Genomic DNA, 24,089 nt, shown 5'->3' on the forward strand with positions numbered 1-24,089 from the left:
ATGTCGATGAAGTCCTTCCCGAAGCCCTCCGAGCTCCCGGTCCCCGCCGGCGCCGAAGGCTGGGAGAAGCTGTACCCCTACTACCTCGTGTTCCAGGACAAGCTCAAGGAGCAGGAGGACGCCAAGTTCTGGTTCTGCGACAGCCAGCACTGGCCCACCGTCTTCAAGCCGTTCGAGACGATCGGCGGCGAGTTCGCCGTCAAGTGTCTGGGCCAGTACAACGCCCGCCACCTCATGATCCCCAACGCGAACGGGATCGAGTTCCGCATCCACCTCGGCTACCTCTACATGAGCCCCATCCCGGTCCCCGAGGACCAGATCGCCGCGCGCGTGCCGCTCTTCGAGGAGCGCGTGGGCTACTACTTCCAGAACTGGCCGCGCCTGCTCGAGCAGTGGCACACCAAGGTCAAGGGCACCATCGACGAGATGGAGCAGATCACCTTCGCCAAGCCCCCGGCCGTGGTCCCGATCGAGGACATCCACTCCGGCAAGGCCATGGACGGCTCCGAGGTCCTCCTCGACAACTACGACCGTCTCATCCAGCTCGCGTACCAGAACTGGCAGTACCACTTCGAGTTCCTCAACCTCGGATACATCGCCTACCTGGACTTCTTCAACTTCTGCAAGCAGGTCTTCCCGAACATCCCAGACCAGTCGATCGCCACGATGGTCCAGGGCGTGGACATGGAGCTGTTCCGCCCCGACGACGAGCTCAAGGGCCTCGCCGCACTCGCCGTCGAGCTCGGGATCCAGTCCGCCTTCGAGAACGCGGACGACGCCGACGCCACCTTGGGCGCGATCCGCGCCTCCGCCGGTGGCGAGCACTGGATGACCCGGTGGGAGGAGGCCCACGAGCCGTGGTTCAACTTCACGGTGGGCAACGGCTTCTACGGGCACGACAAGTACTGGAACGAGTACCCCGAGATCCCGCTCAACTATATCAAGGACTACATCGCTCGGCTGGACGCCGGGCAGGAGATCCTGCGCCCGGTCGAGGGCCTCATCGCCGAGAAGGAGCGGATCGTCGAGGAATACCGCGAGCTGCTCGACGGGGACAACCTCGCCGCGTTCGACGGCAAGCGCGGCCTCGCCGCCCAGTGCTACCCGTACGTGGAGAACCACAACTTCTACATCGAGCACTGGACCATGGGCGTGTTCTGGCGCAAGGTCCGCGAGCTCTCCCGCCTCTTCCACGCCGAGGGCTTCTGGACCGAGCCGGACGACCTCCTCTACCTGGGCCGCAACGAGGTCCGCGACGCGATCTTCGACCTCGTGACCTGGTGGGGCGTGGGCGCGGCCGAGCCGATCGGCCCGAGCTACTGGCCAGAGGAGATCGAGCGCCGCCGGGCCATCGTGGACGCGCTCAAGACCGCCCGCCCGGCCCCGGCACTCAACACCCCGCCGGCGTCCATCACCGAGCCCTTCACCCGCATGCTCTGGGGCATCACCACCGAGCAGGTGCAGCAGTGGCTCGGCGAGGGCGAAGCGGTCGAGGGCGGCGGCCTGCGCGGCATGGCTGCCTCGCCCGGTGTGGTCGAAGGCCCGGCCCGCGTGGTCACCGACGCGGACCAGCTCTCCCAGGTGCAGCAGGGCGAGATCCTCGTCGCGACCGTCACCGCGCCGTCCTGGGGCCCGATCTTCGGCAAGATCGCCGCGACCGTCACGGACATCGGCGGCATGATGAGCCACGCGGCCATCGTGTGCCGCGAGTACGGCCTCCCCGCCGTGACCGGCACGGGCTCCGCGTCCACCACGATCCGCACAGGCCAGATGCTCCGGGTCGACGGGACCAAGGGCATTGTCCAGATCCTCGACGCTCCCACCGTTGAGGGCCCCGGCGCCCACAGCCACTCGCACGATCACGACGAGCCGGCGCATGTCTGAGCAGAACAGCCCTCAGCCCACGGACCCCCGGCTCGCCCTCATCACGGGGGCGGCCGGGGGCCTGGGCCGGGCCTTCGCCCTCGGCTTCGCGGCCCGCGGCTATAAGGTTGCCGTCGCGGACGTGAACGCCGCCGGCGCCGAGGAGACCGCCCAGATCCTGCGGGACCAAGGCACCCTGGCCCTCGGGCTCAAGGTCGACGTCACGGATGTCGCGTCCACCGAGGCGATGGCCGCCGAAGCCGCCGAATTCGGCGGAGGCCGCATCGACGTCGTCGTCAATAACGCCGCGATCTACGCGACGGTGACACGTAGCCCGTTCGAGGAGATCGACCCGGCCGAGTGGGACCTCGTGATGGGCGTGAACCTCAAGGGCCCGTGGCTCGTGACCCGGGCGGCCAGCCCGTACCTGGGCGAGGGCGGGCGCGTCATCAACCTCTCGAGCGCCACGATCTACTCGGGCTCCGAGCAGTGGGCGCACTATGTGGCGAGCAAGGGCGGCGTCGTGGCCCTGACCCGGGTCCTCGCAAAGGAGCTCGGGCGCCGCGGGGTCACGGTCAACGCGATCGCCCCCGGCTTCACGCTCACGGAAGCCAGCTACGGGCTCATGGAGAACGCCGCCACCTACGGCGTGGACCGCGGCTCAATCAAGCGGGCCAGCCAGCCCGAGGACATCGTGGGCGCCGCCCTCTTCCTCGCCAGCCCGGACTCCTCCTACATGACCGGCCAGACCCTCGTGGTCGACGGCGGCCGGCAATTTATCTGACCCGCCCACCCGCCCTAGACCCCCAGAACCTGACCCCTGAACGTCGTCAGCACTCACCAGGAGAAGCGACATGACCACCACCGTCCACTACACCGACGCGGAGGGCACCGTCCGGGACATCGAGGGGCGCCCCGGCGACTCCGTCATGGAGACCGCCGTGCGCAACGGCGTGCCGGGGATCGTCGCCGAGTGCGGCGGCTCGCTCTCCTGCGCCACGTGCCACGTGTTCGTCCGCGACGACTGCCTCTCCGAGCTCCCGCCCATCGAGCCCATGGAGGACGAGATGCTCTACGGCACCGCCGTGGACCGCGAGGAGAACTCGCGGCTCTCCTGCCAGCTCAAGCTCACCGAGGGGATGGACCTGTACGTGACCACCCCGGAAACACAGGTGTGAGATGACCGGGACTGAACAGACAGGCCTGCTGATCATCGGCGCGAGCCAGTCCGGCGTCCAGCTGGCCATCTCGCTCCGCGCGCTCGGCTTCGAGGAGCACATCACGCTTCTCGGCGAGGAGAACCACCGCCCCTACCAGCGCCCGGCCCTCTCCAAGGAGTGGCTGCAGGGCGAGGTGGGCAACGAGTCGCTCATCTTCCGCTCGGCCGAGTACTGGGACGAGCACAACGTCACGCTCGTGAAGGACCAGCGGATCGTCGAGGTCCGGAGGACGCCAACGGCAGAACACAGCGGGTCTGGCGTGGCGGTCGCTGAGTCCGGCGCGGAGTTCCCGTTCAAGCGACTTGCCCTGACGGTGGGCGCCCGGGCGCGGAAGCTCGCGGTCGACGGCGCGGACCTGGCCGGCGTCGTCTATCTCCGCAACGCGGACGACGCCCTGGCCCTCAAGGCCATGGTCGGGGACGCCACGGATATCGTGGTGATCGGCGGCGGGTTCATCGGCCTCGAGGCGGCGTCGAGCCTGAAGAAGATGGGCAAGAACGTGGTGCTCCTCGAGCACGGGCCCCGACTCGTGGGCCGGGCCGTGGGCGAAGCGACGGCGGAGTACTTCCTCGACGCGCACCGTTCGCGCGGCCTCGACATCCGCCTCGGCGCGCGCATCTCCCGATTCGTGCCGGCGGCGACGCACGACGGCGGGAAGGCCGTCTCGGGCGTGGAAGTCACCGTAGGTGGAGGTACAGGAGCTGAGGGGACCGCCGCCGAGGTGATTCCCGCACAGATCGTGCTCGTGGGCATCGGGGTCATCCCGAACACCGAGCTGGCCGAGCAGATGGGCCTCGCCGTGGACAACGGGATCGTCGTGGACAGCCACGCGCTGGCCTCGGACGGCACCACGGTGGCCGTGGGTGACTGCGCCAACATGCCCAACCCCGTGCCCGGCTCCCCCGCCGGTGAGCGCATCCGCCTCGAGAGTGTCAACAACGCGATCGAGCACGCGAAGGTCGCGGCGTACTCGCTCATGGGACGGCGCGAGGACTACGCGGGCATCCCGTGGTTCTGGTCAAACCAGGCCGACCTCAAGCTCCAGATCGCGGGCCTGTCGATGGGCTTCGACCAGACCGTGGTCCGGCGCGACGACGAGCGCGGCAAGTTCTCGGTCCTGTACTACCGCGAGGGCCGGATCATCGCCGCCGACTGCGTCAACGCGCCCCTCGACTTCATGGCCGTCAAGAACGCCCTCGGCAAGCGGCAGAACATCCCGGCCGACACGGCCGAGGCCGCTGCCGCGGTCGCCGACCCGGCCGTCCAGCTCAAGACTCTGGCCGTCTGAGCCCCAAGAACCTGCACCGGAGGACCCCATGACAGACCACCGCACCCTCGCCTCACCCGAGGCGAGCGCGACCGCGGGCGCCGAGCCGTCGCCGTCGCCCGCCGTCGACCAAGCCGCTGCTGATCAGACCGCAGCTGACCAAACCACAGCCGGCCAGACCACCATCGACCAGGCCCGCGCCGACGCCTTCGCTGCCGAGTATCCCATCCGGCCCATCCCGGCAGCCGGGCCCGTGGACACGCGGTCCATCTGCGAGACGCCGAGCACCGCCGAGTTCCTCGACCGCGTGTGGAGGGCCGTCGTCGCGGAGACGCGGACGCGCGGCAACGACATCCACCTGCCCATCTCGGTCGCGTACGCCGAACGGCTGTGCGCTGCCTACCCGGAGGCGGACCGCGAGCTCGTGCTCGTCGCGACGCTCCTGCACGATACGGGCTGGGCCCACGTGGACGAGTCCCGGATCCTCTCCGAGGGCTTCACCGGGGACTGGCGCAAGGCCGCCATCCGGTACGAGCACGAGCACCAGGGCTGCCTCGTGGCCCGCCGGGTGCTGCCGGGGCTCGGGTACTCGGAGGAGTTCATCGGGCGCGTCACCGAGATCATCGAAGGGCACGATACGCGGCACGTCGCGTACTCCCTCGAGGACGCCCTCATGCGGGACGCCGACCGGTCCTGGCGGTTCGACCGCGCAGGGATCGCGCTGGCGTCGTCGTGGTTCACCATGGATCCGGCAACGTACGCGGACCGGCTCGCCACCGAGATCGTGCCCGAGCTCATCACCGACGCCGCTGTGCAGATGGCCACGGCGGACCTCGCGCGCTCCAACGCGCTGCTCAAGACGGGAGTGCTGCGATGACCGCCGCCTCGACCAACCCTGCCGGCTCGACCATGGCCGACGCCGTGCCCACCACCCCCGACGTTGCGGGGCGCCGCGCAGGTGCGGCCACGCAACCGGTGCCGAACGCCAGCGAGCGCCGCGCCGCGCTCAGCCTCCCGTACACCCGCGTGGACACCATGTTCATCGACGGTGCCTACGTCCCCGCGCACGGCGAGGGCCGCAACCCCGTGACCGACCCCGCGACGGGCGAGGTCTGGGGCGAGGTCCCGGACGGGTCGGCCCAGGACGTCGACGACGCGGTGGCCGCGGCCCGCCGCGCGTTCGACGACGGGCCCTGGCCCCGCCTCTCGCCGTCGGAGCGCGCGGCGCACCTCGTGCGGATCGCCGACGAGATCGAGGCCTGCGCGGAGACGCTCGCGCTGACGAACACGCGCGAGAACGGCTCGCCCATCACCGAGACCCGCGGGGCTGCGGCCAACGCTGCCGGGATCTTCCGGTACTTCGCGTCGCTCGCCGACTACCTCGAGCGCGAGGACGTGCGCCCCTTCCCGTTCGCCGCCGGCCAGGAGTCCGTCGTGCGCCGCGACCCGGTAGGCGTGTGCGCCCTCATCGCGCCGTGGAACTTCCCGATCAACCTCGTGGTCATCAAGCTCGCGCCCGCACTGCTCGCGGGGTGCACGGTGGTGATCAAGCCGGCCTCACCCACGCCGCTGTCGATCCGGTTCATCGTCGACGCGATCGCGGCTGCGGGGGTGCCGGCCGGCGTCGTGAACCTCGTGACAGGGTCCGGGCGCATGGGCGACGTGCTCGTCAAGCACCCGGACGTGGACAAGGTCGCGTTCACGGGCTCGACGCCCGTGGGGCGCAAGATTGCCGCAGCGTGCGGCGAGCTGCTCCGGCCCGTGACGCTCGAGCTCGGCGGGAAATCCAGCGCGATCGTGCTGCCGGATGCCGACCTCGACGCGATGTCCAAGGTGCTGATCCGCTCCTCGATGCGCAACACGGGCCAGACCTGCTACATCTCCACGCGCATCATCGCGCCGGCCTCCCGGTACGAGGAGGTCGTCCAGATGGCCTCCTCCGTGATCGCAGCGGCGCCCCAGGGCGACCCGCTCGATCCCTCGACCGTGTTCGGGCCCTCGGCGACCCGGTCCCAGTTCGAGACGGTCATGGGCTACGTCGAGTCCGGGCTCGCCGAGGGCGCGCGGGCGACGACGGGCGGCCGGGCAGCGAGCCTCGGCGGCGGCGCGGCGGGCGGCGGGCTCGAGGGCGGCTACTTCGTGGAGCCGACCGTGTTCGCGGACGTCACGCCGTCCATGACCGTGGCCCGCGAGGAGATCTTCGGCCCGGTCCTGACGATCCTGAAGTACGACGACGCCGGACCGGGCGGCGGTGTCGACGAGGCCGTGGCACTCGCGAACAACACGGAGTTCGGCCTGGGCGGGCTCGTGTTCTCCGCCGATCCGGAGGCGGCCCTGGCCGTCGCGGACCGCGTGGACACGGGGTCGATCGGAATCAACTTCTTCGCCTCGAACCACTCGGCGCCGTTCGGAGGACGGCACGATTCGGGGCTCGGGACGGAATACGGGATCGAGGGCCTCGGCGCGTACCTGACCTACAAGTCGATCCATCGTAAGGTGCGGTAGTCGAAGCTGTGGCAATTTTGCCCCACGTGCAGCAATTCCAGGCAAAATAGTTGGCTGGAAGCTTCAGGATCAGCCGCGCCGCGCGAGAGGGCCGGTGGAGGAGCGCGTCTTCAGGTGTGCTGGGAGCACCACTTGGCTGCGCCCCTGTGCGAGGTCCGGCCTCATCCTGCTGATGAGCAGATCGGTCGCCACCCGGCCGGCCTGCTCGATGGGGGACGCGAGCGTCGTAAGCGGTGGGTTGCAGAAATCCGAACCGAAGACGTCGTCGCAGCCCACGACGCTGATCTCGCCGGGCACATCGACTCCTCGCTCGTGGAGCCGGACGAGGATGCCAATCGCCAGGACGTCGTTGAACGCGATGCATGCGGAGGCCCCGCTGTTCAGCAGCGTGTCGGCGGCCGCGGCGCCCGAGCGTTGGCTCGGATGGTAGGGTCCGAGCCGCCGGACGGTTGCGCCCAGTTGGTCCGCCATCTGCTCGAGCGCTGCCCACCGGCGCCCGTCGGACCACGACGTGGGCGGCCCAGCGATGTAGGCAATGTCGCGGTGGCCGAGGGAGTAGAGGTGCTCGAGGGCCTGCTGCGCTGCCTCGGCCGTCCCGATGACGACGGAAGGGACGCCGGGGGTCTCCCGGTTTAAGACGACGAGCGGGGTGCGCGCAGCGGCCGCTGTCAGCTGCTCGTCCTTAAGGCGAGTGGCGGCGAGGATGAAGCCCACGACCGAAGTCCGGAACTCCTCGAGGTAGCCGGCCTCGAGGTCGAGGTCCTCCTGCGTATCGACCAGCATCTGGGTGTAGCCGGCAGTCCTGAGCTGGTGCTGGGTGCTGCGGATGAAGTCGAAGAAGAACGGGTTGGTGATGTCGGGCACGAGCACGGCCACCGAGCCCTGCCGGGCGGGGACCTTCTCCGTCGGGTGGTCTGAGGGCACGTAGCCGAGTTGCTCTGCGGCAACGGCTATGCGCTCCCGCGTGGTGCTCTTGACCCGGTCAGGACGGGAGAAGGCGCGGGAGACCGTGGAGGCGGCAACTCCGCTTCGCGCGGCGACGTCGTTGATGGTCGGCCGCCGTGGAGGCGCCGTCAGCCCTTGTGCTTCCTCGCCCATCGGACCCTTCCCCTTCCGCCCAGCACCCTGTCTGCCATGGCGTCTACGACGATCTTGCCCCATGGAATGCTCTATTGCGCACATCATGGCAAATTATGGCAAAGGCATGCCATCACGTTGCAGCATCCGTAGTGTGGCGTACGCAACATTCGGGGTTCCGAGATCGTACTCTCGGCGCCACTCAACGAGGAGCAATCGGGAAATGAAGAGTGCAACTCTGCGCCTGCTCGGGATGGCCACAGCTGTCTCCATCGGCGCTCTGGGACTTGCGGGCTGCGGCCAGGGCGGCGGCAACGACGGCTCCGCTGACGGCGCGGGCAAGACCCTCAATGTCCTGGTGGGCGCCAACGCGAACCACGCCCAGCAGTTCCAGGACTGGCAGAACCGCATTGCGGCCGCGTTCAAGAAGCAGACCGGTGCCGATGTGAAGTTCGAGACGTTCGCCTCGGCGAACGATGAGCTGCAGAAGATCCAGACCTCTGTCGTCTCCGGCCAGGGGGCGGACGTCTACGCCATCGGCACCACCTTCACGCCCACAGCCTATTCGACGGGCGCCTTCGTCAAGCTCGACCAGTCGATGTGGGACAAGGTCGGCGGCCGCGACCGCTTCGTCCCGGCCACGCTCGGCATCTCTGGGCCCGACCCGCAGGACGAGGTTGGGGTCCCCTTCACCGACCGCCCCTATGTACTGGCCTACAACACCGAGCTGTTCAAGAAGGCCGGCCTCGACAAGCCTGCGGCGACCTGGGACGGGCTGCTCGAGCAGGCGAAGAAGCTCACCGTCAGCGGCGTGTACGGCTTCTCCACCGGCTACGCCGACAACTACACCCCGTGGAAGTTCGCCTGGACGATGGCCAACCAGGCCGGCAACCCACTCGTCGACGGCAACAAGGCCCGGATCGACGACCCAACGGTGAAGCAGGCTTACGAGACGTACCTCGGCTGGCTCACCAAGGACAAGGTGGTCAACCCTGCCGCACTGGGCTGGAACGACACCCAGGCAGCGGCGGACTTCGCCTCCGGCACGTCCGCGATGATGCTCATGACGACGGCCTCATCGAAGGGGCAAGTACGCCTATGCGGTCATGCCAGCCGTCCCGCCAGGCCAGACCTCCGCGCCGGCCGGCGGAACACCAGTCAGCTCGATCATCTCCGGGGACAACCTCGTGATCGCCAAGTACTCCCAGAACCAGGATCTGGCCGCGGCGTACATCAAGCTCGTCACGAGCGACGACGAGCAGATCAACTACAACAAGGTCTTCGGCGACCTGCCGGCGAACGCTGCCGCAGCGAAGAAGGTCGAAGATGCTGACCCCTCGCTCGCCCCCGTGCTCGACTCCGCGAGCAAGTCCAAGTCCACCCCGTTCACCGGGGCGTGGGGCGACATACAGCTGGCGCTGACCAACGTCGTCGTCCAGTCCCGCCAGTCCCTCGCCAGCGGCAGCGTGGACGAGGGGATCCTTCAGACGGCCCTTGCCAAGGCCCAGAAGGACGCGCAGGCTTCGCTCGACCGGGCCTCGGCGAACAAGTGACCGTCACCCTACGCAAAGACGCCCCCAACAGGCGGGCGGACCGCCCGCCGACAGGTGGCAACATCCCCGCCACCCGCCGGCGCACCGTGAGCGAGCGGAACAGGCCGCTGTGGCTCCTCACCCCCGGCGCCGTTCTGATCGGCCTGATCATCGTTGTCCCGCTAGTTATCGGCGTGTACATCGCGATGCTCCAGCTCGACCAGTACACGATCCGGAAGTGGATCAGCGCCCCGTTTGTCGGGCTGAACAACTTCGTCGAGGCCTTTACAGGCACCGACCTGCTCCACGCACTCTGGAACAGCGTGAGCTTCGCCGTCATCTCGACGGTGATCACCGTCCCGATCGGGGTCTACGCGGCGCTTGCCACGCAGAACAGGTTCAGAGGCCGGGGCCTCGTCCGCTCCGTCTTCTTGATCCCCTACGTGCTGCCGTCCTTCGTCGTCGGGACGTTCTGGCACACGATGCTCCAGCCTGACGGGATCGTGAACAAGATCCTGGGCGAGGTCGGCATACCGGCCGTCCACTGGCTCTACGGCCCTGCCAGCTACTGGGTGCTCATCGCGGTGGAGGTGTGGGCGGCGTGGCCGTTCATCTACCTCATGGCCCTCGCAGGCCTGCAGTCGGTGGATGCCGAGGTCCACGAGGCCGCCGCCCTGGACGGGGCCCCGTGGTGGACGAAGCTGCGCTACGTCATCTTCCCCTACCTGAAGGGGCCCGTGGCGCTGGCCTGCCTGATCGCCACGCTCCACCACCTGAACAACTTCTCGCTAGCGTTCCTGCTCTTCGGCGTCCCGGCCCCGACCGACGTGCAGATCCTGCCCACGCTCGTCTACAGCATGAGCTTCACGAGCCTGCGGTTCGGGATGGGGGCGGCGATGGCGCTGCTGTCGCTGGCCTTGATCGCGCTGCCCCTGTTCATCTACCTCCGCGCCGTCCGGCTCGACACAGGAAACGACTCAGGAGGGAAGCGATGAGCACCATCGAGAAGACCGCCGGCCCGGTGCCGAACGCCGTGCGGCCCAAGAAGGGCCTGGGGCAGCGAAAGGACGTGTCATCGGAGGTCAACCGGCTGCTCCCGGGGCCGCTGCTCGCAGTGGGCCTCGTGGTCCTCTGCGCCGTCATCGCCGTCCCGCTGCTGTACATCGTGTTCGCCTCGATGAACTCGGACATCGAAGTCGCCCGCGGGGCCTTTTTCCCGACGCAGTTCACGCTGGGCAACTACACACAGATCTGGAGCACCCTTCCGTTGGGGCGGGGACTCGCGAACAGCGTCATGATCGCCGGCCTCGTCGCCGTCGTCTCCTCGGTCATCGCGATCGTCACCGCCTACGTCCTCGTGCGCTTCGAGTTCCGCGGACGCCTGAGCATCCTGCGTGGCCTCATCGGCCTGCAGAGCGTTCCGGGCACGCTCCTGCTCCTCCCGGTCTTCGTCGTCTTCGCCTCGGCAGGGAACTATCTGGGCATCACGGTGATCGGCACCTGGTGGGGGCTGTTCCTGGCCTACCTGACCTTCGCGCTGCCCTTCTCGACCTGGGTCATGGTCACGTACCTGCGCGGGCTTCCGAAGGAGCTCGAGGAGGCCGCGCGCATCGACGGCGCCACACCCGTAGGGGTCCTGTTCCGGATCATCTTCCCGCTCAGCTGGCCCGGGCTGGTCGTCTCCGGCGTCTTCTCCTTCCTCCTGGGCTGGAACGACGTCATGTTCGCCTCGGTCCTGACCAGGCCCAGCAGCCAGACCGTGGCCGTGGTGCTGCAGATCTTCGGCGCCTCCTCCGAGGGCGGCGCGGTGCCGCTCTACGGGCAGATGATGGCGGCTTCCCTGATCTGCGCGGCGCCCGTGGTCATCCTCTACCTCATCTTCCAGCGATTCCTCGTCGGCGGCCTGACTGCCGGCAGCGTCAAGTAAGACCCAAACCCGCACCAGTCGGTGTGACACGGAAGGAAACACGTGAGCGTCACACAACCAGAATGGACCCTGTCCGGATTCGGCGACGAGATCAGCCCCGACCCACTGGTGCAGTCAACCGTGCTCCAGGCCTTGGGTGCCAGCCACATCGAGGTCCGCAGCGCTTGGGGTACCAACATCGTCGAGATGGCCGAAGACGATCTTGCCCGTCTCGCCGAGGACGCCGGGGTGGCGCTGTGATGGGCGGCCCCGGGACAACAGACGCCCCCCTGCGCGCCGCAGTCGTCGGCTGCGGGGTCATCGGCCGTCAGCATGCCCAGGTCATCGCCGCCACCGAGGGAGTGGAACTCGTCTGCCTCGCCGACGTCGACCCCGTAGCGGCCGCCGCCCTCGCGGACGCCGTCGCGGCCGAACCCGGGCAGACGCGCCCTGCCGTCTTTGCCTCACTGACCGAAGCACTCGACCAGCATGCGGCGAAGCTCGACCTCGTCTCGGTGTGCACACCCTCGGGCACGCATGCCGACCTCGCGGTGGAGGCGCTCGATGCAGGCAAGCACGTGGTCGTCGAGAAGCCCCTCGACGTGGACCTCCCCAGCGCCCGGCGAGTCGCTGCGGCGGCCAAGGCTGCCCAAGCGCGCGGACAGGTCATCTCCGTGATCAGCCAGCACCGCTTCGACGCCGCCAGCGCCGCGGTCGCCCGTGCGATCCGCGCAGGGCGCCTCGGGCGCATCACTTCGGCCGTGGCGTCGGTCGCATGGTGGCGGTCCCAGGCCTACTACGACTCCGGAGCCTGGCGGGGCACCTGGGAGCTGGACGGTGGGGGCGCCGTGATGAACCAGGGCGTGCACACCGTTGATCTGCTCCTGTGGTTCCTGGGCCGCCCCGCTGAGATCCACGCCCACACCGGCCTACTCGCCCACGAGCGCGTCGAAGTCGAGGACACCGCCGTCGCGACCGTCCGGTTCGAGTCAGGCGCCCTGGCGGCCGTCCACTTCACGACCGCCGCGTACCCCGGCCTGACTGCCCGCCTCCAGATCCACGGTGACCGAGGCTCGGCGGTGATCGACAACGATCGGCTCGTCTACTTCCACGCGGCCGACTCCGCAGAGGGCGACGGCGGGTCCTCCTATGGGATGGCCGGGGCAGGGAACCAGGCGCACCTCGAGGTGGGGGAGCTCGAGTCCTCGGCCAATGCCCGGGGAGCCGACGACCTGCAGACCGCACACCAGAAGCAGTACGCAGACGTCGTCCGGGCGATCCGCACCAGCACCGCCCCGCTCGTCGGCATCGAGGAGGCGACCGCCGCCCTGGGTGCCGTCCGCGCGGTCTACGTCTCCGCCGCCCTCGGGAAGGCTGTGTCCTTGGCTGGCGTGCTCGACGGACGCTACGACGAAACCGCAGTCCACACCCCCTGAGGCAACGCCGAGGGACAGCACACCTGGGAGGGCATCGGCTGGTGCCCTCCCAGGGACGTCCCCGCTGAGGGGTTCCCGCCCGGCGCGCACCCGGGGTACTTTTCTTCGGTCGCCTAGAAGAAGGACACCGACACCCATGACCACCACCGTCCAGATGAGGCTCGAACTCATCCACCTCCCCGTCAGCGACGTGGACCGCGCCCGCGACTTCTACGTCGAGAAGTGCGGCTGGGAGCTGATCACGGACCACGTCCAGATGGGCGACATGCGCATCGTGCAGGTCTGCCCGCCCGGCTCCGGCTGCGCGATCCTCATGGGCCGCAACATCCCCGAGATCAGCGACATGCCCGTCGGTGTCCAGAAGGGTCTGCACCTCGTCGTCGCCAACATGGAGGAGGCCACCAAGGATCTGGCGAGCCGCGGCGTCGAGCTCGGCGAGGTGCAGGACCTCGGCGGGGTCCTCTACTGCCGCTTCGAGGACCCGGACGGCAACTCCTGGCTCCTCCAGCAGTGGGCCGAGGGCGGCTTCCCGCACGAGGCGAGCTGACCGTGGCCGCCCTCAAGCGCTTCGACCACATCGGCATCACCGTCTCCGACCTCGACGAGGCCACCGCGTTCTTCGTGGGGCTCGGGCTCGAGGTCGAGGGTCGTACGCCCGTCGAGGGCGAGTTCATCGACACTGTCACAGGCATCCCCGGCTCCCGGACCGAAATCGTGATGCTCCGCCCGCCCGACGACGGCACGCGCCTCGAGCTCTCGAGCTTCACCCACCCGGACCATCACCCGGGAAACCCGGCGGCCATGGCCAACGAGCTGGGCCTGCGCAGCGTTGCGTTCGAGGTCGACTCCGTGCGCGCCGTCGTCGAGCGCCTCGCCGCGGACGGGTATGGGCTCATCGGCGGGATCGGCGAGTACGAGGGCGTGTGGCGCATGGCCTACGTTCGCGGGCCCGACGGGATCACTGTGGCCCTCGCCGAGCGAATCGGCTGAGGGGCGAGGCTGGCCTCGCGCCGACCGTCTCAGCCCAGCAGGACGGGTGGCGCCCACTTCGGCCACTCTGGCTCCCGCTGCAACACCGTCCTCATATACGGCGACGAGCCGGTACGGGCTCGCGGCTCATGTGGCGGGTTCACTGCATCGCGGGCAGCCCGGTCCGAGGGAGCGGGGATTCAGGGCGGTCCGGCCGATGGAGGTCGATGAGCACGCGGGCGAGGTTGCGCGCACGCGCCGCGGCCCTCAGATCCCCTTCGATCGAGGCGACCATCGCGCCCTTGGTGAGGATGTGGAATGACCAGGCGAAGCCTTCGGGATCGTCGAGTCCCGCTGCCTCGGCGAGGGCCGCGAGCCTCTCGCGGATCGAGGCGAGGTGCGCCATGGCTGCGCGCCCGAGCGGGTGGTCCGGGCCGAACTCGATCATCACGTGGAGGAAGGTATTCACCTCTGCGGCGCCGCGCCGGAACCACTCGTCGAGCACGGTGAAGGCGGCCAGGAGGGCGTCGTCCGGCGAGTGGCTGTGCTCGATCGCATCTTCGATCGCCTCATGGCGCGTGATGTACCAGCGGTCCATGTAGGCGAGGACGAGCGCTTCCTTCGAGGGGAAATGCCGGTAGAACGTGGCCTTGGCGACACCTGACCGCGCGATGATCTCATCGATCCCCACGTCGCGCACGCCCCGTCTCGCGAAGAGCTCATACGAGGTCTTCAGGATCCGTTCCCGCGCTGAAGGGCGCGTCCCCCCCGGCGCCCAGTCGTCCATTCGGCCGTTCATCCGTCAAGCATAGCACTCTAGACAGACAGGTCTGTCTACTTGTATAACCTTAAAGGCGGGACAGACAGGTCTGTCTCGTTACCGCAGAGTAAAGCAATCACGAGGGGCAGCTTCGCCCCAACGAAGGCCACGACACCGGCGCCGCGTCAGCGGCCACACAAAGGAGGTCGCTGTGAGTGAGTCAAAGGTAGATCTGAAGGTTCTTGACGGAGGACGGGAAGCCGCCCACACGAAGAGGAGACGTGCAGACGAGGCGGGCGAGCTTGTGCTCGAGTACTTGGGGCTGGCGGACGCCCTGGCCAACCGCCATCGCGTTCCGGGGCACGACTTCGACGACATCCGTCAGGTCGCGAGGCTCGGCCTCGTCAAGGCGGCCCGCCAGTACCGGGAGGGCAGCGGCCATGGATTCGCGCAGTACGCCGCGCCCACCATCGCGGGAACGATCAAGCACTACCTGAGGGACCAGTCGTGGGTGGTGCGCCCACCCCGCTCGGTACAGGAACTGCGCCTCGGGGTGAGGGCCGCGGGCGGACGCCTCGCGCAGGACCTGGGGCGGGAGCCGAATGTCGAGGAGCTCTGCGAGGCGACGGGCGCCTCCGCCGAGAAGGTGGCCGAGGCCCGCAGCGTGGGAGCCGCCATGTCCGCCGTCGCCATCGACCCGCTGGACACGCCCGACGACGAGGGCCGCACCTTCGTCCTCTCTAACATCGAGGAGGGGTTCGAGCGCGTTGAGCAGCACGAGCTCGTGTCCACGGCCCTTGAGGGGCTGAGCGCCTACGAGCGCCGGCTTGTGAAGCTGCGGTTCGTCGACGAGCTGAGCCAGAGCGAGATCGCCGCGGAGCTGGGCGTGAGCCAGATGCAGGTCTCACGGCTCCTGCGGCGCCTTCTCGACCGCATGCGGCGGCGCCTCGCCGCCTAGTCCGAGTCCTAGCGCTCCGTCCCGAAAGGCTGGTCCCTAGTGAGCAGGGCAGCCGATACCGGGGGCGGAGGAGGACGGACCCGCAGACATCGGGCGACTCCTCGGCCACGCACCCGAGGCGACCAATCGCCGTCGTGCGCGGCTTGACGCCTGAACCGGGTGCGCGGGACCTTCTCCCCTAGCGCGGCGGGGGCGTAGCGTCGACCCCAGCAATCGGGGGGATGGCACCGGAAACTGAGTTTTCTGGTTAGGCCCCGGGCAACGGGGGAAGAGCTCAGCATGACGCACAACGACTCGGTGGGTCTGGATCGGTCTATACACGTCTTCGTTCTGGACCCCCATGAGGTGGCCCGCTACGGGATGAGGAGCCTGCTCGAGCGGGCCGGGATGACCGTGGTCGGAGAGTCGGGCTCGGCGCGCGAGGCCGAGGTGCTCATCCCCCACCTTGCCCCGGACGTCGCGGTGCTCGGCGAGAAGCTCACAGACGGGAACGGCATCGAGGTCTGCCGGGCCGTGCGGTCGGCAGACCCGCGGATCCAGTGCATCATCCTCAACCACGCCCACGACGAGCAGGCGCTCTTCGAGGCCGTGATGGCCGGAGCCGCGGGGTACTTCGCCAAGGACATCTCCGTTGACCGGCTCATCGACGTGGTGCGCCGCGCCGCTGCCGGCGAGGCCATCTTCGACCCCGACGCCGAAGCCCGGACCAGATCGCGCTTCACTTCACAGCACTCGGACGATCCACTCATGGACACCCTCACGCCGCAGGAGCGCCGGGTCCTGGAGCTGGTGGGGACGGGGCTGACCAACCGGCAGATCGCCCTTGAGCTCGGTCTGGCCGAGAAGACCGCGAAGAACTATGTCTCGTCCATCCTGACCAAGCTCGGCATGAAGCACCGTACTCAGGCAGCGCTACACGTCATCGGCCAGAACCCCAGCCCCCGGCCCCGCCCCCCTAACGGATCGCAGCCTGCCGGACAATGAGTTCCGCCATGCGCGCACCCGTGTCCGATCCAGGCGCCGGGAGGTATGCGACGACGTGCAGGGTCGGCGCGTCCGAGGGGACGAGCTGGTGCTGCTCGAAGTCGAGCCGCCCCGCGACGGGGTGCAGGAAGGTCCGGGCCCGCGAGGCGAAGCGCCGGACCTCGTGATCGTCCCAGGCCCGCGCGAAGTCCGCGGAATCCTGGCGGAGTCGTGTGATGAGCTCGACGTGCGCGTCGCGGTCCGCGTGCGAGCCGGCCTCGGCGCGGTAGTCGGCCAGGAAGCTGCGGACCGTGATCTCCCAATCGGGCAGCATGCCCCGCACGTAAGGGTCCGTGAACGTGAGGCGCAGCAGGTTGCGGTCCTTCGCCGGCACGGTGGCGATGCCCGGGAACAGGGCCTCGTACCCGCGGTTCCACGCGCCGATGTCCCACGTCGAGGTCACAGCGAACGCCGGGGCCGGGTCCAGGGCGTCCAGCAGGTGCTGGACGTGGTCCGGGACGGGCTCGGGGACCGCCGCGAAGGCCCGGGGCGCGGGAGCGAAGCCGCTCAGGCCCAGGATGTAGTCGTGCTCGGGCACGGTGAGGCGCAGATTCACGGCGACGGCGTCGAGCACCTGCCGGGACGGGTTGATGTCACGACCCTGCTCGAGCCACGTGTACCAGGTCACCGAGACGCCGGAAAGGAACGCGATCTCCTCGCGACGCAGTCCCTCGGTGCGTCCGCGGCCCACGGGAGGGAGGCCGTAGTCCGCGCGGACGGCCCGCTCGCGCTTTTTGCGCAGGAAGGCGCCGAGTTCCCTGCGCGGGGCCTCGATCGGGCCCCTGTCCTCGTGCCGGTCCGCACCCCGTCCGTCAGCCACACTCCAACGCTAGCACTCTCACTACTAGTATTGACGGAGACTGGCGGACACCGCGCGCGCGTGAAATTCTCGTTCAATGCCAGCTCTTCGTTCCCGCACCGTCACCCATGGCCGCAATATGGCCGGAGCCCGCGCACTGATGCGCGCCTCCGGCGTGGCCAACTCGGACATCGGCAAGCCGATCATCGCCGTGGCCAACTCGTTCACCGAGTTCGTCCCCGGCCACACCCACCTCGCCCCGGTGGGCCGCATCGTCTCCGAGGCGATCCACGCGGCCGGCGCGATCGCCCGCGAGTTCAACACGATCGCCGTCGACGACGGCATCGCCATGGGCCACGGCGGCATGCTCTACTCGCTGCCCTCCCGCGACCTCATCGCCGACTCGGTCGAGTACATGGTCAACGCGCACTGCGCCGACGCCCTCGTGTGCATCTCGAACTGCGACAAGATCACCCCCGGCATGCTCCTGGCCGCCCTGCGCCTGAACATCCCCACGGTCTTCGTCTCCGGCGGCCCCATGGAGGCCGGCCGCGTGACACTCACGGACGGCTCGGTCCGCTCGCTCGACCTCGTCAACGCGATCTCCGACGCCGTCGACGAGTCGATCTCCGACGCGGACATCGACCTTATCGAGCAGAACGCCTGCCCCACGTGCGGCTCGTGCTCGGGCATGTTCACGGCCAATTCGATGAACTGCCTCACCGAGGCGATTGGCCTCTCCCTCCCGGGCAACGGCTCGGTCCTCGCGACCCACACCGCGCGCAAGGCGCTCTACGAGCGGGCCGGGGCGACCGCCGTCGAACTCGCCACGCGCTACTACGAGCACGACGACGACTCCGTCCTCCCGCGCTCGATCGCTACCGCCGAGGCCTTCGACAACGCGATGGCCCTCGACATCGCCATGGGCGGCTCGACCAACACGATCCTGCATCTGCTCGCGGCCGCGCAGGAAGCCGGCGTCGAGTACGGCCTGGCCGAGATCGACGCGAAGTCCCGCAAGGTCCCGTGCCTTGCGAAGGTGGCCCCGAATGTCGCCGGAAACAAGACCTACTACATGGAGGACGTGCACCGCGCCGGCGGCATCCCCGCGCTCCTGGGTGAGCTCAACCGCGGCGGCCTCCTGCACACCAACGTGCATTCGGTGCACTCCGATGACCTGACCTCGTGGCTCGACGCGTGGGACATCCGCGGTGGCAAGGCCACCGCGGAGGCCGAGCAGCTCTGGCACGCGGCACCGGGCGGGCAGCGCTCCTCGACCGCGTCCTCGCAGTCGACCGAGTGGACCTCCCTCGACACGGATTCCGCGGGCGGCTGCATCCGCGCCGTCGAGCACGCGTACTCGAAGGACGGCGGCCTCGCGGTGCTGCGCGGCAACGTCGCGGTGGACGGAGCCGTGGTCAAGACGGCCGGCGTCGACGAGTCGATCTGGACGTTCGAGGGCCCTGCGGTCGTGTGCGAGTCACAGGACGAGGCCGTCGAGAAGATCCTGAACAAGACCGTCAAGGAGGGCGACGTCGTCGTGATCCGGTACGAGGGGCCGAAGGGCGGCCCGGGCATGCAGGAGATGCTCTACCCGACCTCGTTCCTCAAGGGCCGTGGCCTGGGCAAGAAGTGCGCGCTCATCACGGACGGGCGCTTCTCCGGCGGTACCTCGGGCCTCTCGATCGGGCACATCTCCCCCGAGGCGGCTTCAGGCGGCACGATCGCCCTCGTGCAGGACGGCGACCTCATCCGCATCGACATCCCGAACCGCTCGATGGATCTCGTGGTGGACCAGTCCGAGCTCGACGCCCGCCGCGAGCGGCTCGAGGCCACCACCGGGTACCACCCCGCGAACCGCGAGCGCCCGGTCTCCGCGGCCCTGCGCGCCTACGCCGCCATGGCCACCTCGGCGGACAAGGGCGCCGTACGCGACGTCGACTCGCTCACGCGGATCACGTCCCCGCAGCCGATTGCGTAACCGCTGCGCCTGGTAAGAGTGCCGAGGGCCTGAACCGCCTCGAAAGCACCTTCGGCGCCCTAAGGGCATATCGGCTATCGGCTATCGAAACAGGTCAGGCGCCCCCACTCCCGGATTCGGGGTGAGGGCGCCTGATTTGTGTCGATATGCCCGCTCGGAGGCTGTCAGGCCGGAGACGAGACGAGTTCCTTCGCAGCTTCCTCGGCGGCGACCTCTGGGGCGGCTTCCGGAGCAGGCGTCGCGGCTGACGAGGCCGGCGCGGATGCAACGGTGAGGGTGGATGCAACGGCAGGCGTCGCGGCCGTTCCGGCGCTGGAAGCCGATGCGGTCTTGGACTCCCCTTCCGCGGCGGGCTTCACGTCCGCCGCCACGGACCCGCGCAGGATCGGGTTGACGGCGGTGACCGTCCCGAGCTCCGGCATGAGCTGGCGCGCGGAGGCCGGGGCCTTCGGTGCCGTGCGGGCCGCTGCGGGCTTTGCCGCCGGGGCCGCAGGGACCACCGGCTGGGTGGCCGTGGTGGTCTTGCGGGGCTTGCGCTTCGGAGCTGCCTTGGGCTTCTCCGCAGACGCATCGGCGGCGGAAACGGCGGCGATCTGGCCCGTGTCGCCGGTCCTGCGCGACGAGCGGGCTGCAGGCTTCACCACGGGCGCGGCAGGTGAAGCGTCGGCGGCCGCGGTCTCGGCGCGCACCGAATCGGCAAGCACCGTCTCGGCGAGCACCGTCTCGACTACGTCCACACCGCCGGCCGCGGCGTTTGCCGTCAGTGCGGGAGCCACCGGGGCGTCTGCCGCCGGGGCGGGAGCGGGCACCGCGTCAGCCGCGCTCGCAGCGCGCTCCATCTCCTCGGCGGCCGCGAGCGCAGCCTGGATCTCTGCGGAGTTGCGCGCGTACTGCACCAGTAGCACGGTGAGGTGCGTGATCGCGAGGAGCACCACCGGAGGCATGGCTGCCACGAGGGCGGAGACGGCGATCGGCACATTGCCGTTCGACGCCTTGACGGCGAGGATCGCGTGGATCGAGTTGGCTGCGGTCGAGACCACGGCGCCGAAGAACAGCAGGATCCACGGGTAGAACTGCTCCTTGCCCTCACGGCCGGCGAGGGCAACGATGGCAACCGTCGCGGCGACGATCATGCCGTCCACGATGAGCGGCCACATCCACCCGATCTCGGGGTTGATGCCCGCCCGGACGGCGAGGTCGGTAAGGGCTGAGAAGCTCAGGACGAAGGCGCCTGAGCCGATGACGACCGTCGATGCGATGCCGGTGGCAACGATAGGTCGCGAGATAGGCTTATGCTTCACACGTTGGAGATTCTGGGGGTTCACCCTAGTTTTCTACCATGCCGTGGATACCGTCAGATGACGATATCCACGACGGCGTCCGCACCCTCACCTCCGCCGGTAGTAGTCCCTCCAAATCAGCCGATGGATCGGGATGAGCCGGGGCAGTGACCGGACCCCCGGGATGAAGGGGACGAGCATGAGGGCGAGCGTCAGGACAACCATGATTCCGCTGATCACGAGGTCCGCGTTGGAGAGCCCGTTGAACGGCGGGATCTGGTACCAGAACGAGAACAGCCACAGCCAGGACTGGCCGGGGTAGTTGCCGGTCTCGTTCATCATGCCCCACTGGTCACCCGTGAGGTGCTGTGCGTCCGCCAGGCCCTTGAAGTACGTTCCGTCGCCGAGCAGCAACTCGGTCCGTGTGTGGTCCAAGCCCGCGAGCGTCCCGCCGTCGAGCACGCGGTCCAGCGAACCGGACTGGGCCATCCCGAGCAGCGCCGAATCCAGCGCCGGCACGGGCCCGTAATCGCCCGACGCGACCTTGGCGGGGTCGTTGTCCGGGGCCTTCGAGAGGGCGTCTGAGTAGGCGCTGCTCCAGTCGGTGCGCTGCTGGTCCGTAGCGGTGTTCCACGCCGCGATCTCTGCCGGCTGCTGCGGCAGCGTGGCGAGCGGCCCGAGGACGAGGTCCTGGGCGGTGTCGACCGGCAGGCGGGCACCGGAGAGGCTCTGCAGATCGATTGGCCCGAGCGTCTGGCTCGCCCCCGGAGTCGAGTTGTAGGGGGGCCCGTACTGGGCGGTGCCGCTCGTCCCGCCGAGCTCGGCGGTCGCCGTCGCCACGAAGTCCGACGGCGCGGTGGTCGCCCACTGCTTGAGCGTCACCGGGGCGTCGTCGGGAGAACCGACGACGGCGGCGAGTCCCACGGTGAGCACTCCCACGACGACGCAGGCGTACACGAGCTCCTTGACGAGGTCGTACTCGCGGACGGCCCCCGTCCATGGCCGTCGGTCGAGGTCCCTTGCGCCCCGGTGTTCATGCGGCGTCCGGCTGCGTTCCTTGATGCTCATGAGGGGTTGCCTCCCTGTGCTGCGGACCCACTCGGACGAAGCTGGGCGTCCGTCTCCGACGCCTCAAGCGGCGGGACGACGCCGTGCACGCGGACGAGGAGGACGTGGAGCACGACGACGGCCCCCACCGCGAGCGGCAGCAGCACGATGTGCCACATGAGGATCTGCCCGAGGTTCGCGACGTTGAACCACGCGCCCACCCCCACCGAGTTGAGGGCGTCCTTGGCCTGGAAGGCGATCCACTGGGAGTCGAAATTGGTCTGGAGGAGGTAGCCCGTGAATGCCGTCACGATCGAGACGACGAACGAGATGACGCCCGTGATCCATGTCAGCGCGCGTCCTCCGCGCCACGACGCCATCCAGAACTTCCCCCACAGGTGGATGACCATGAACATGAAGAACAGCTCCACGCCCCACAGGTGGGTGCTGTTGATGAAGTGGCCGGTCGCGGACACGTGGTACCAGGCCGGGCCGTTGAGCCCGAGGATCACGCCCGAGACGATCACGTACAGGAGCGCCGCGATGGCTCCCATCCCGAACACGTAGATCCATGAGGCCACGTAGCTGGGCTGGGTCTCCGGAAGGAGCTTGTCCGGGGGAAGCGTGCGCACTCCCCACTGCCTGAACCTGCCGGTCCAGTTGACGATGTGCCCTCCGGGAGGCGCGCTCTGGGAGTCCGCTGGTGTGCCGCTCACCGCCGTCCCCTCCCCCCGGGGAAGGGCAGGAACAGCGCGGCGACGAACAGCAGGATCATCACGATGATGACGATGAGGTTCCCCAGCTGCACTGTGAAGGATCCCCACCCGAGATAGATGCCGTCGGCGCCGAGACGGGCCGCTGCGGTCAACGCATTCAGTGTCGTGTCCACGGCACCACGGTCCGCCCGGCGCCGACGCCCAGATAGGGGCTTAGGGCCCCTCGCCCAAAGTCTCAGCTGTCACTCAGGTGATGCGAGTCTCAGAACGGATACGGCGCGATCTCGGATCGCATGGTGAGCCACTGGATCTCCGTGAACGCGTCGATGTTCGACGTCGCGCCGCCGAATCTCGAGCCTGTCCCGGACGCGCCCACACCGCCGAACGGCGCGTTGGCCTCGTCGGAGACGGTCTGCTCGTTGATGTGGACCTTGCCCGAATGGACGCGGTCGGCGATCTTCATCGCCGTGCCGACGTCGCCGAGGATACCGACAGACAGCCCGTACTCGCTCGCGTTGACCATCTCGACGACCTCGTCGACGCTGGAGAACCGCGTGACCGGGGCAACCGGACCGAAGATCTCGACGGCGAAAGCGGGGTTGTCCAGCTCAAGGTCCGCCAGCACCGTGGGCCGGTAGAACAGCGCCTCGTAGCTGCCGCCGGCCGTGAGGCGTCCACCGCGCGCAACGGCGTCCTGAACGAGGCAGTCGATCTTGTCGCGCTGGGCCTCGTCGATGATCGGCCCGAGGGCCACCTCAGAGGTAGCGGGATCGCCGACCGGCAGGTTCTCGGCCTTCGCAGACAGCTCTGCGACGTAGTCGTCGTACAGCGAGTCGTGGACGAAATGCCGACCCGTCGCCATGCAGATCTGGCCCTGGTGCAAGAACGAGCCGAAAGCACCGGCGGACGCGGCCTTCGCGAGGTCCGCCCCCGGCAGCACGATGAGCGCGCTGTTGCCACCAAGCTCGAGGTGTGCGCGCTTCAGCAGACGCGCGGCAGACTCGCCCACCTTGCGGCCCGCCGCGGTGGAGCCCGTGAACGAGACAACCCGCACTTCGGGCGACTCGACCACGGCGGCCCCCGTCTCGGCGCCGCCGGGCAGGAGCGAGAGCACACCGGCGGGCAGCCCGGCCTCCTCGAAGATGCGCATGAGCGTCACGCCGCCGCAGACGGCGGTGCGGGGATCCGGCTTGAGCAGGACCGCGTTGCCGAGCGCCAGCGCGGGCGCCACCGAGCGGATCGAGAGGACCAGCGGGAAGTTGAACGGCGCGATCACGCTCACGACGCCGGCCGGCCGCCTCCGCGCGAAGGACCACCTTTCCTCGTCCGAGCTCAGGACCTCCCCGTGCGGGTGCGACGGCAGGGCTGCCGCCTCATAGCACTCGTTCGCGGCGACGTGGGTCTCGATCTGGGCCTTGGCAGGGATGCTGCCGGCCTCGCGGGTGAGCCAGTGCTGGACCTCGGCGGCATGCTCCTCCCACAGCTGGCCCGCGCGGCGCAGGACAGCGGCGCGCTCTTCGGGCTTCGTGGCCGCCCAGTCGAGCTGGGACTTCGCGGCCAGCGAGGCCGCGCGGTATACATCGTCGCGGTTGGCGAGCCCCACGGAACCGAGGGTCGCTCCGGTAGCCGGCTCGACGGCGTCGAAGGCGCCACCACCGGCCTCGGTCCACCCGCCGATATTGACCTTGCCGCCCCACAGTGCGGCGTCGAGAAATGCCATTCCGGTGACCTCCCTGTCACTGTCTTTCGA

At 68.9% G+C, this 24,089-nt stretch carries 23 protein-coding genes and 1 pseudogene; 16 read left to right on the forward strand and 8 right to left on the reverse strand.

Going from position 1 to position 24,089, the window contains the following annotated elements; genetic code table 11:
- From RBS60_RS03960 to RBS60_RS03985, 6 genes are all read left to right on the forward strand, one after another.
- Positions 1-1,884, forward strand: coding sequence for a PEP-utilizing enzyme (locus RBS60_RS03960; RefSeq protein ID WP_307956223.1), 1,884 nt, complete (start codon positions 1-3; stop codon positions 1,882-1,884).
- The gene (locus tag RBS60_RS03965; protein ID WP_307956224.1) at positions 1,877-2,647 is read left to right on the forward strand and encodes an SDR family NAD(P)-dependent oxidoreductase; all 771 of its coding nucleotides are present in this window, start codon (positions 1,877-1,879) and stop codon (positions 2,645-2,647) included. Before RBS60_RS03960 ends, RBS60_RS03965 begins: the two co-directional genes overlap by 8 nt.
- 70 nt (positions 2,648-2,717) lie before the next feature.
- Positions 2,718-3,041, forward strand: a complete 324-nt coding sequence (locus RBS60_RS03970; RefSeq protein ID WP_307956225.1) for a 2Fe-2S iron-sulfur cluster-binding protein — start codon at positions 2,718-2,720, stop codon at positions 3,039-3,041.
- A 1-nt stretch (position 3,042) separates the two neighbouring features.
- The gene (locus RBS60_RS03975; protein ID WP_307956226.1) at positions 3,043-4,371 is read left to right on the forward strand and encodes an FAD-dependent oxidoreductase; all 1,329 of its coding nucleotides are present in this window, start codon (positions 3,043-3,045) and stop codon (positions 4,369-4,371) included.
- A gap of 28 nt (positions 4,372-4,399) precedes the next feature.
- Positions 4,400-5,227: an HD domain-containing protein gene (locus RBS60_RS03980; RefSeq protein WP_307956227.1), complete on the forward strand. Its 828-nt coding sequence runs from the start codon at positions 4,400-4,402 to the stop codon at positions 5,225-5,227.
- A complete protein-coding gene (locus tag RBS60_RS03985) occupies positions 5,224-6,855 on the forward strand; it encodes an aldehyde dehydrogenase family protein (RefSeq protein WP_307956228.1) in 1,632 nt (543 codons plus the stop codon). Before RBS60_RS03980 ends, RBS60_RS03985 begins: the two co-directional genes overlap by 4 nt.
- Positions 6,856-6,924: 69 nt before the next feature.
- On the opposite strand, the gene RBS60_RS03990 is transcribed toward RBS60_RS03985, so the two are convergent.
- The gene (locus RBS60_RS03990) at positions 6,925-7,953 is read right to left on the reverse strand and encodes a LacI family DNA-binding transcriptional regulator (protein ID WP_307956229.1); all 1,029 of its coding nucleotides are present in this window, start codon (positions 7,951-7,953) and stop codon (positions 6,925-6,927) included.
- A gap of 202 nt (positions 7,954-8,155) precedes the next feature.
- On the opposite strand from RBS60_RS03990, the gene RBS60_RS03995 reads away from it, so the two are divergent.
- From RBS60_RS03995 to RBS60_RS04025, 7 genes and pseudogenes are all read left to right on the forward strand, one after another.
- Complete coding sequence (locus RBS60_RS03995) at positions 8,156-9,265, forward strand: extracellular solute-binding protein (protein ID WP_307956230.1); 1,110 nt, start codon at positions 8,156-8,158, stop codon at positions 9,263-9,265.
- 216 nt (positions 9,266-9,481) lie between these two features.
- Entirely contained in the window at positions 9,482-10,459 is a 978-nt protein-coding gene (locus RBS60_RS04000) for a carbohydrate ABC transporter permease (RefSeq protein WP_374049211.1), read from the forward strand.
- Positions 10,456-11,391 carry a carbohydrate ABC transporter permease gene (locus RBS60_RS04005; protein WP_307956231.1) on the forward strand — a complete coding sequence of 312 codons (936 nt, stop codon included), beginning with the start codon at positions 10,456-10,458 and terminating at the stop codon, positions 11,389-11,391. The genes RBS60_RS04000 and RBS60_RS04005 overlap by 4 nt, the downstream gene beginning before the upstream one ends.
- A gap of 42 nt (positions 11,392-11,433) precedes the next feature.
- A pseudogene (locus RBS60_RS04010) lies at positions 11,434-11,610 on the forward strand (sugar phosphate isomerase/epimerase); the annotation flags it as partial.
- A gap of 20 nt (positions 11,611-11,630) precedes the next feature.
- Complete coding sequence (locus tag RBS60_RS04015; protein WP_307956232.1) at positions 11,631-12,806, forward strand: Gfo/Idh/MocA family oxidoreductase; 1,176 nt, start codon at positions 11,631-11,633, stop codon at positions 12,804-12,806.
- Positions 12,807-12,942: 136 nt separating this feature from the next.
- Entirely contained in the window at positions 12,943-13,353 is a 411-nt protein-coding gene (locus RBS60_RS04020) for a VOC family protein (RefSeq protein ID WP_307956233.1), read from the forward strand.
- A 2-nt stretch (positions 13,354-13,355) separates the two neighbouring features.
- The gene (locus RBS60_RS04025; RefSeq protein WP_307956234.1) at positions 13,356-13,796 is read left to right on the forward strand and encodes a VOC family protein; all 441 of its coding nucleotides are present in this window, start codon (positions 13,356-13,358) and stop codon (positions 13,794-13,796) included.
- 139 nt (positions 13,797-13,935) lie between these two features.
- On the opposite strand, the gene RBS60_RS04030 is transcribed toward RBS60_RS04025, so the two are convergent.
- On the reverse strand, positions 13,936-14,574 hold the full coding sequence (locus tag RBS60_RS04030) for a TetR/AcrR family transcriptional regulator (protein WP_307956235.1): 639 nt from the start codon (positions 14,572-14,574) through the stop codon (positions 13,936-13,938).
- A gap of 172 nt (positions 14,575-14,746) precedes the next feature.
- On the opposite strand from RBS60_RS04030, the gene RBS60_RS04035 reads away from it, so the two are divergent.
- Both RBS60_RS04035 and RBS60_RS04040 read left to right on the forward strand, forming a co-directional pair.
- A complete protein-coding gene (locus tag RBS60_RS04035; protein WP_307956236.1) occupies positions 14,747-15,493 on the forward strand; it encodes a sigma-70 family RNA polymerase sigma factor in 747 nt (248 codons plus the stop codon).
- A 279-nt stretch (positions 15,494-15,772) separates the two neighbouring features.
- Positions 15,773-16,477 (forward strand): response regulator transcription factor, encoded by a 705-nt coding sequence (locus tag RBS60_RS04040; protein WP_307956237.1) that lies wholly within the window; start codon positions 15,773-15,775, stop codon positions 16,475-16,477.
- Here RBS60_RS04040 and RBS60_RS04045 read toward each other — a convergent pair.
- A complete protein-coding gene (locus RBS60_RS04045) occupies positions 16,449-17,336 on the reverse strand; it encodes a helix-turn-helix transcriptional regulator (protein WP_307956238.1) in 888 nt (295 codons plus the stop codon). The genes RBS60_RS04040 and RBS60_RS04045 overlap by 29 nt on opposite strands.
- A 76-nt stretch (positions 17,337-17,412) precedes the next feature.
- Here RBS60_RS04045 and ilvD point away from each other — a divergent pair, with 76 nt between their 5' ends.
- A complete protein-coding gene (gene ilvD, locus RBS60_RS04050; RefSeq protein WP_307956239.1) occupies positions 17,413-19,296 on the forward strand; it encodes a dihydroxy-acid dehydratase in 1,884 nt (627 codons plus the stop codon).
- Between the two features lie 164 nt (positions 19,297-19,460).
- Here the strand turns inward: ilvD and RBS60_RS04055 are convergent, their stop codons facing one another.
- The 5 genes from RBS60_RS04055 to RBS60_RS04075 form a co-directional block, all read right to left on the reverse strand.
- Entirely contained in the window at positions 19,461-20,597 is a 1,137-nt protein-coding gene (locus RBS60_RS04055) for a DUF2637 domain-containing protein (protein ID WP_307956240.1), read from the reverse strand.
- An 87-nt stretch (positions 20,598-20,684) separates the two neighbouring features.
- Positions 20,685-21,644 (reverse strand): hypothetical protein, encoded by a 960-nt coding sequence (locus tag RBS60_RS04060; RefSeq protein ID WP_307956241.1) that lies wholly within the window; start codon positions 21,642-21,644, stop codon positions 20,685-20,687.
- A complete protein-coding gene (locus RBS60_RS04065; RefSeq protein WP_307956242.1) occupies positions 21,641-22,339 on the reverse strand; it encodes a cytochrome b N-terminal domain-containing protein in 699 nt (232 codons plus the stop codon). The genes RBS60_RS04060 and RBS60_RS04065 overlap by 4 nt, the downstream gene beginning before the upstream one ends.
- Positions 22,336-22,512: a hypothetical protein gene (locus RBS60_RS04070; protein WP_307956243.1), complete on the reverse strand. Its 177-nt coding sequence runs from the start codon at positions 22,510-22,512 to the stop codon at positions 22,336-22,338. The genes RBS60_RS04065 and RBS60_RS04070 overlap by 4 nt, the downstream gene beginning before the upstream one ends.
- 89 nt (positions 22,513-22,601) lie before the next feature.
- On the reverse strand, positions 22,602-24,059 hold the full coding sequence (locus RBS60_RS04075) for a benzaldehyde dehydrogenase (RefSeq protein WP_307956244.1): 1,458 nt from the start codon (positions 24,057-24,059) through the stop codon (positions 22,602-22,604).
- Between the last annotated feature and the right edge of the window lie 30 nt (positions 24,060-24,089).

Origin of the sequence: Sinomonas sp. ASV486, assembly GCF_030908215.1 — a bacterium.
Lineage (GTDB): Bacteria > Actinomycetota > Actinomycetes > Actinomycetales > Micrococcaceae > Sinomonas > Sinomonas puerhi.

Coding starts and splice junctions, on each gene's coding strand:
- RBS60_RS03960 (WP_307956223.1), top strand. CDS start 1: ATGTCGATGAAGTCCTTCCCGAAGCCCTCCGAGCTCCCGGTCCCCGCC.
- RBS60_RS03965 (WP_307956224.1), top strand. CDS start 1,877: ATGTCTGAGCAGAACAGCCCTCAGCCCACGGACCCCCGGCTCGCCCTC.
- RBS60_RS03970 (WP_307956225.1), top strand. CDS start 2,718: ATGACCACCACCGTCCACTACACCGACGCGGAGGGCACCGTCCGGGAC.
- RBS60_RS03975 (WP_307956226.1), top strand. CDS start 3,043: ATGACCGGGACTGAACAGACAGGCCTGCTGATCATCGGCGCGAGCCAG.
- RBS60_RS03980 (WP_307956227.1), top strand. CDS start 4,400: ATGACAGACCACCGCACCCTCGCCTCACCCGAGGCGAGCGCGACCGCG.
- RBS60_RS03985 (WP_307956228.1), top strand. CDS start 5,224: ATGACCGCCGCCTCGACCAACCCTGCCGGCTCGACCATGGCCGACGCC.
- RBS60_RS03990 (WP_307956229.1), bottom strand. CDS start 7,953: ATGGGCGAGGAAGCACAAGGGCTGACGGCGCCTCCACGGCGGCCGACC.
- RBS60_RS03995 (WP_307956230.1), top strand. CDS start 8,156: ATGAAGAGTGCAACTCTGCGCCTGCTCGGGATGGCCACAGCTGTCTCC.
- RBS60_RS04005 (WP_307956231.1), top strand. CDS start 10,456: ATGAGCACCATCGAGAAGACCGCCGGCCCGGTGCCGAACGCCGTGCGG.
- RBS60_RS04015 (WP_307956232.1), top strand. CDS start 11,631: ATGGGCGGCCCCGGGACAACAGACGCCCCCCTGCGCGCCGCAGTCGTC.
- RBS60_RS04020 (WP_307956233.1), top strand. CDS start 12,943: ATGACCACCACCGTCCAGATGAGGCTCGAACTCATCCACCTCCCCGTC.
- RBS60_RS04030 (WP_307956235.1), bottom strand. CDS start 14,574: ATGAACGGCCGAATGGACGACTGGGCGCCGGGGGGGACGCGCCCTTCA.
- RBS60_RS04040 (WP_307956237.1), top strand. CDS start 15,773: ATGACGCACAACGACTCGGTGGGTCTGGATCGGTCTATACACGTCTTC.
- ilvD (WP_307956239.1), top strand. CDS start 17,413: ATGCCAGCTCTTCGTTCCCGCACCGTCACCCATGGCCGCAATATGGCC.
- RBS60_RS04060 (WP_307956241.1), bottom strand. CDS start 21,644: ATGAGCATCAAGGAACGCAGCCGGACGCCGCATGAACACCGGGGCGCA.
- RBS60_RS04075 (WP_307956244.1), bottom strand. CDS start 24,059: ATGGCATTTCTCGACGCCGCACTGTGGGGCGGCAAGGTCAATATCGGC.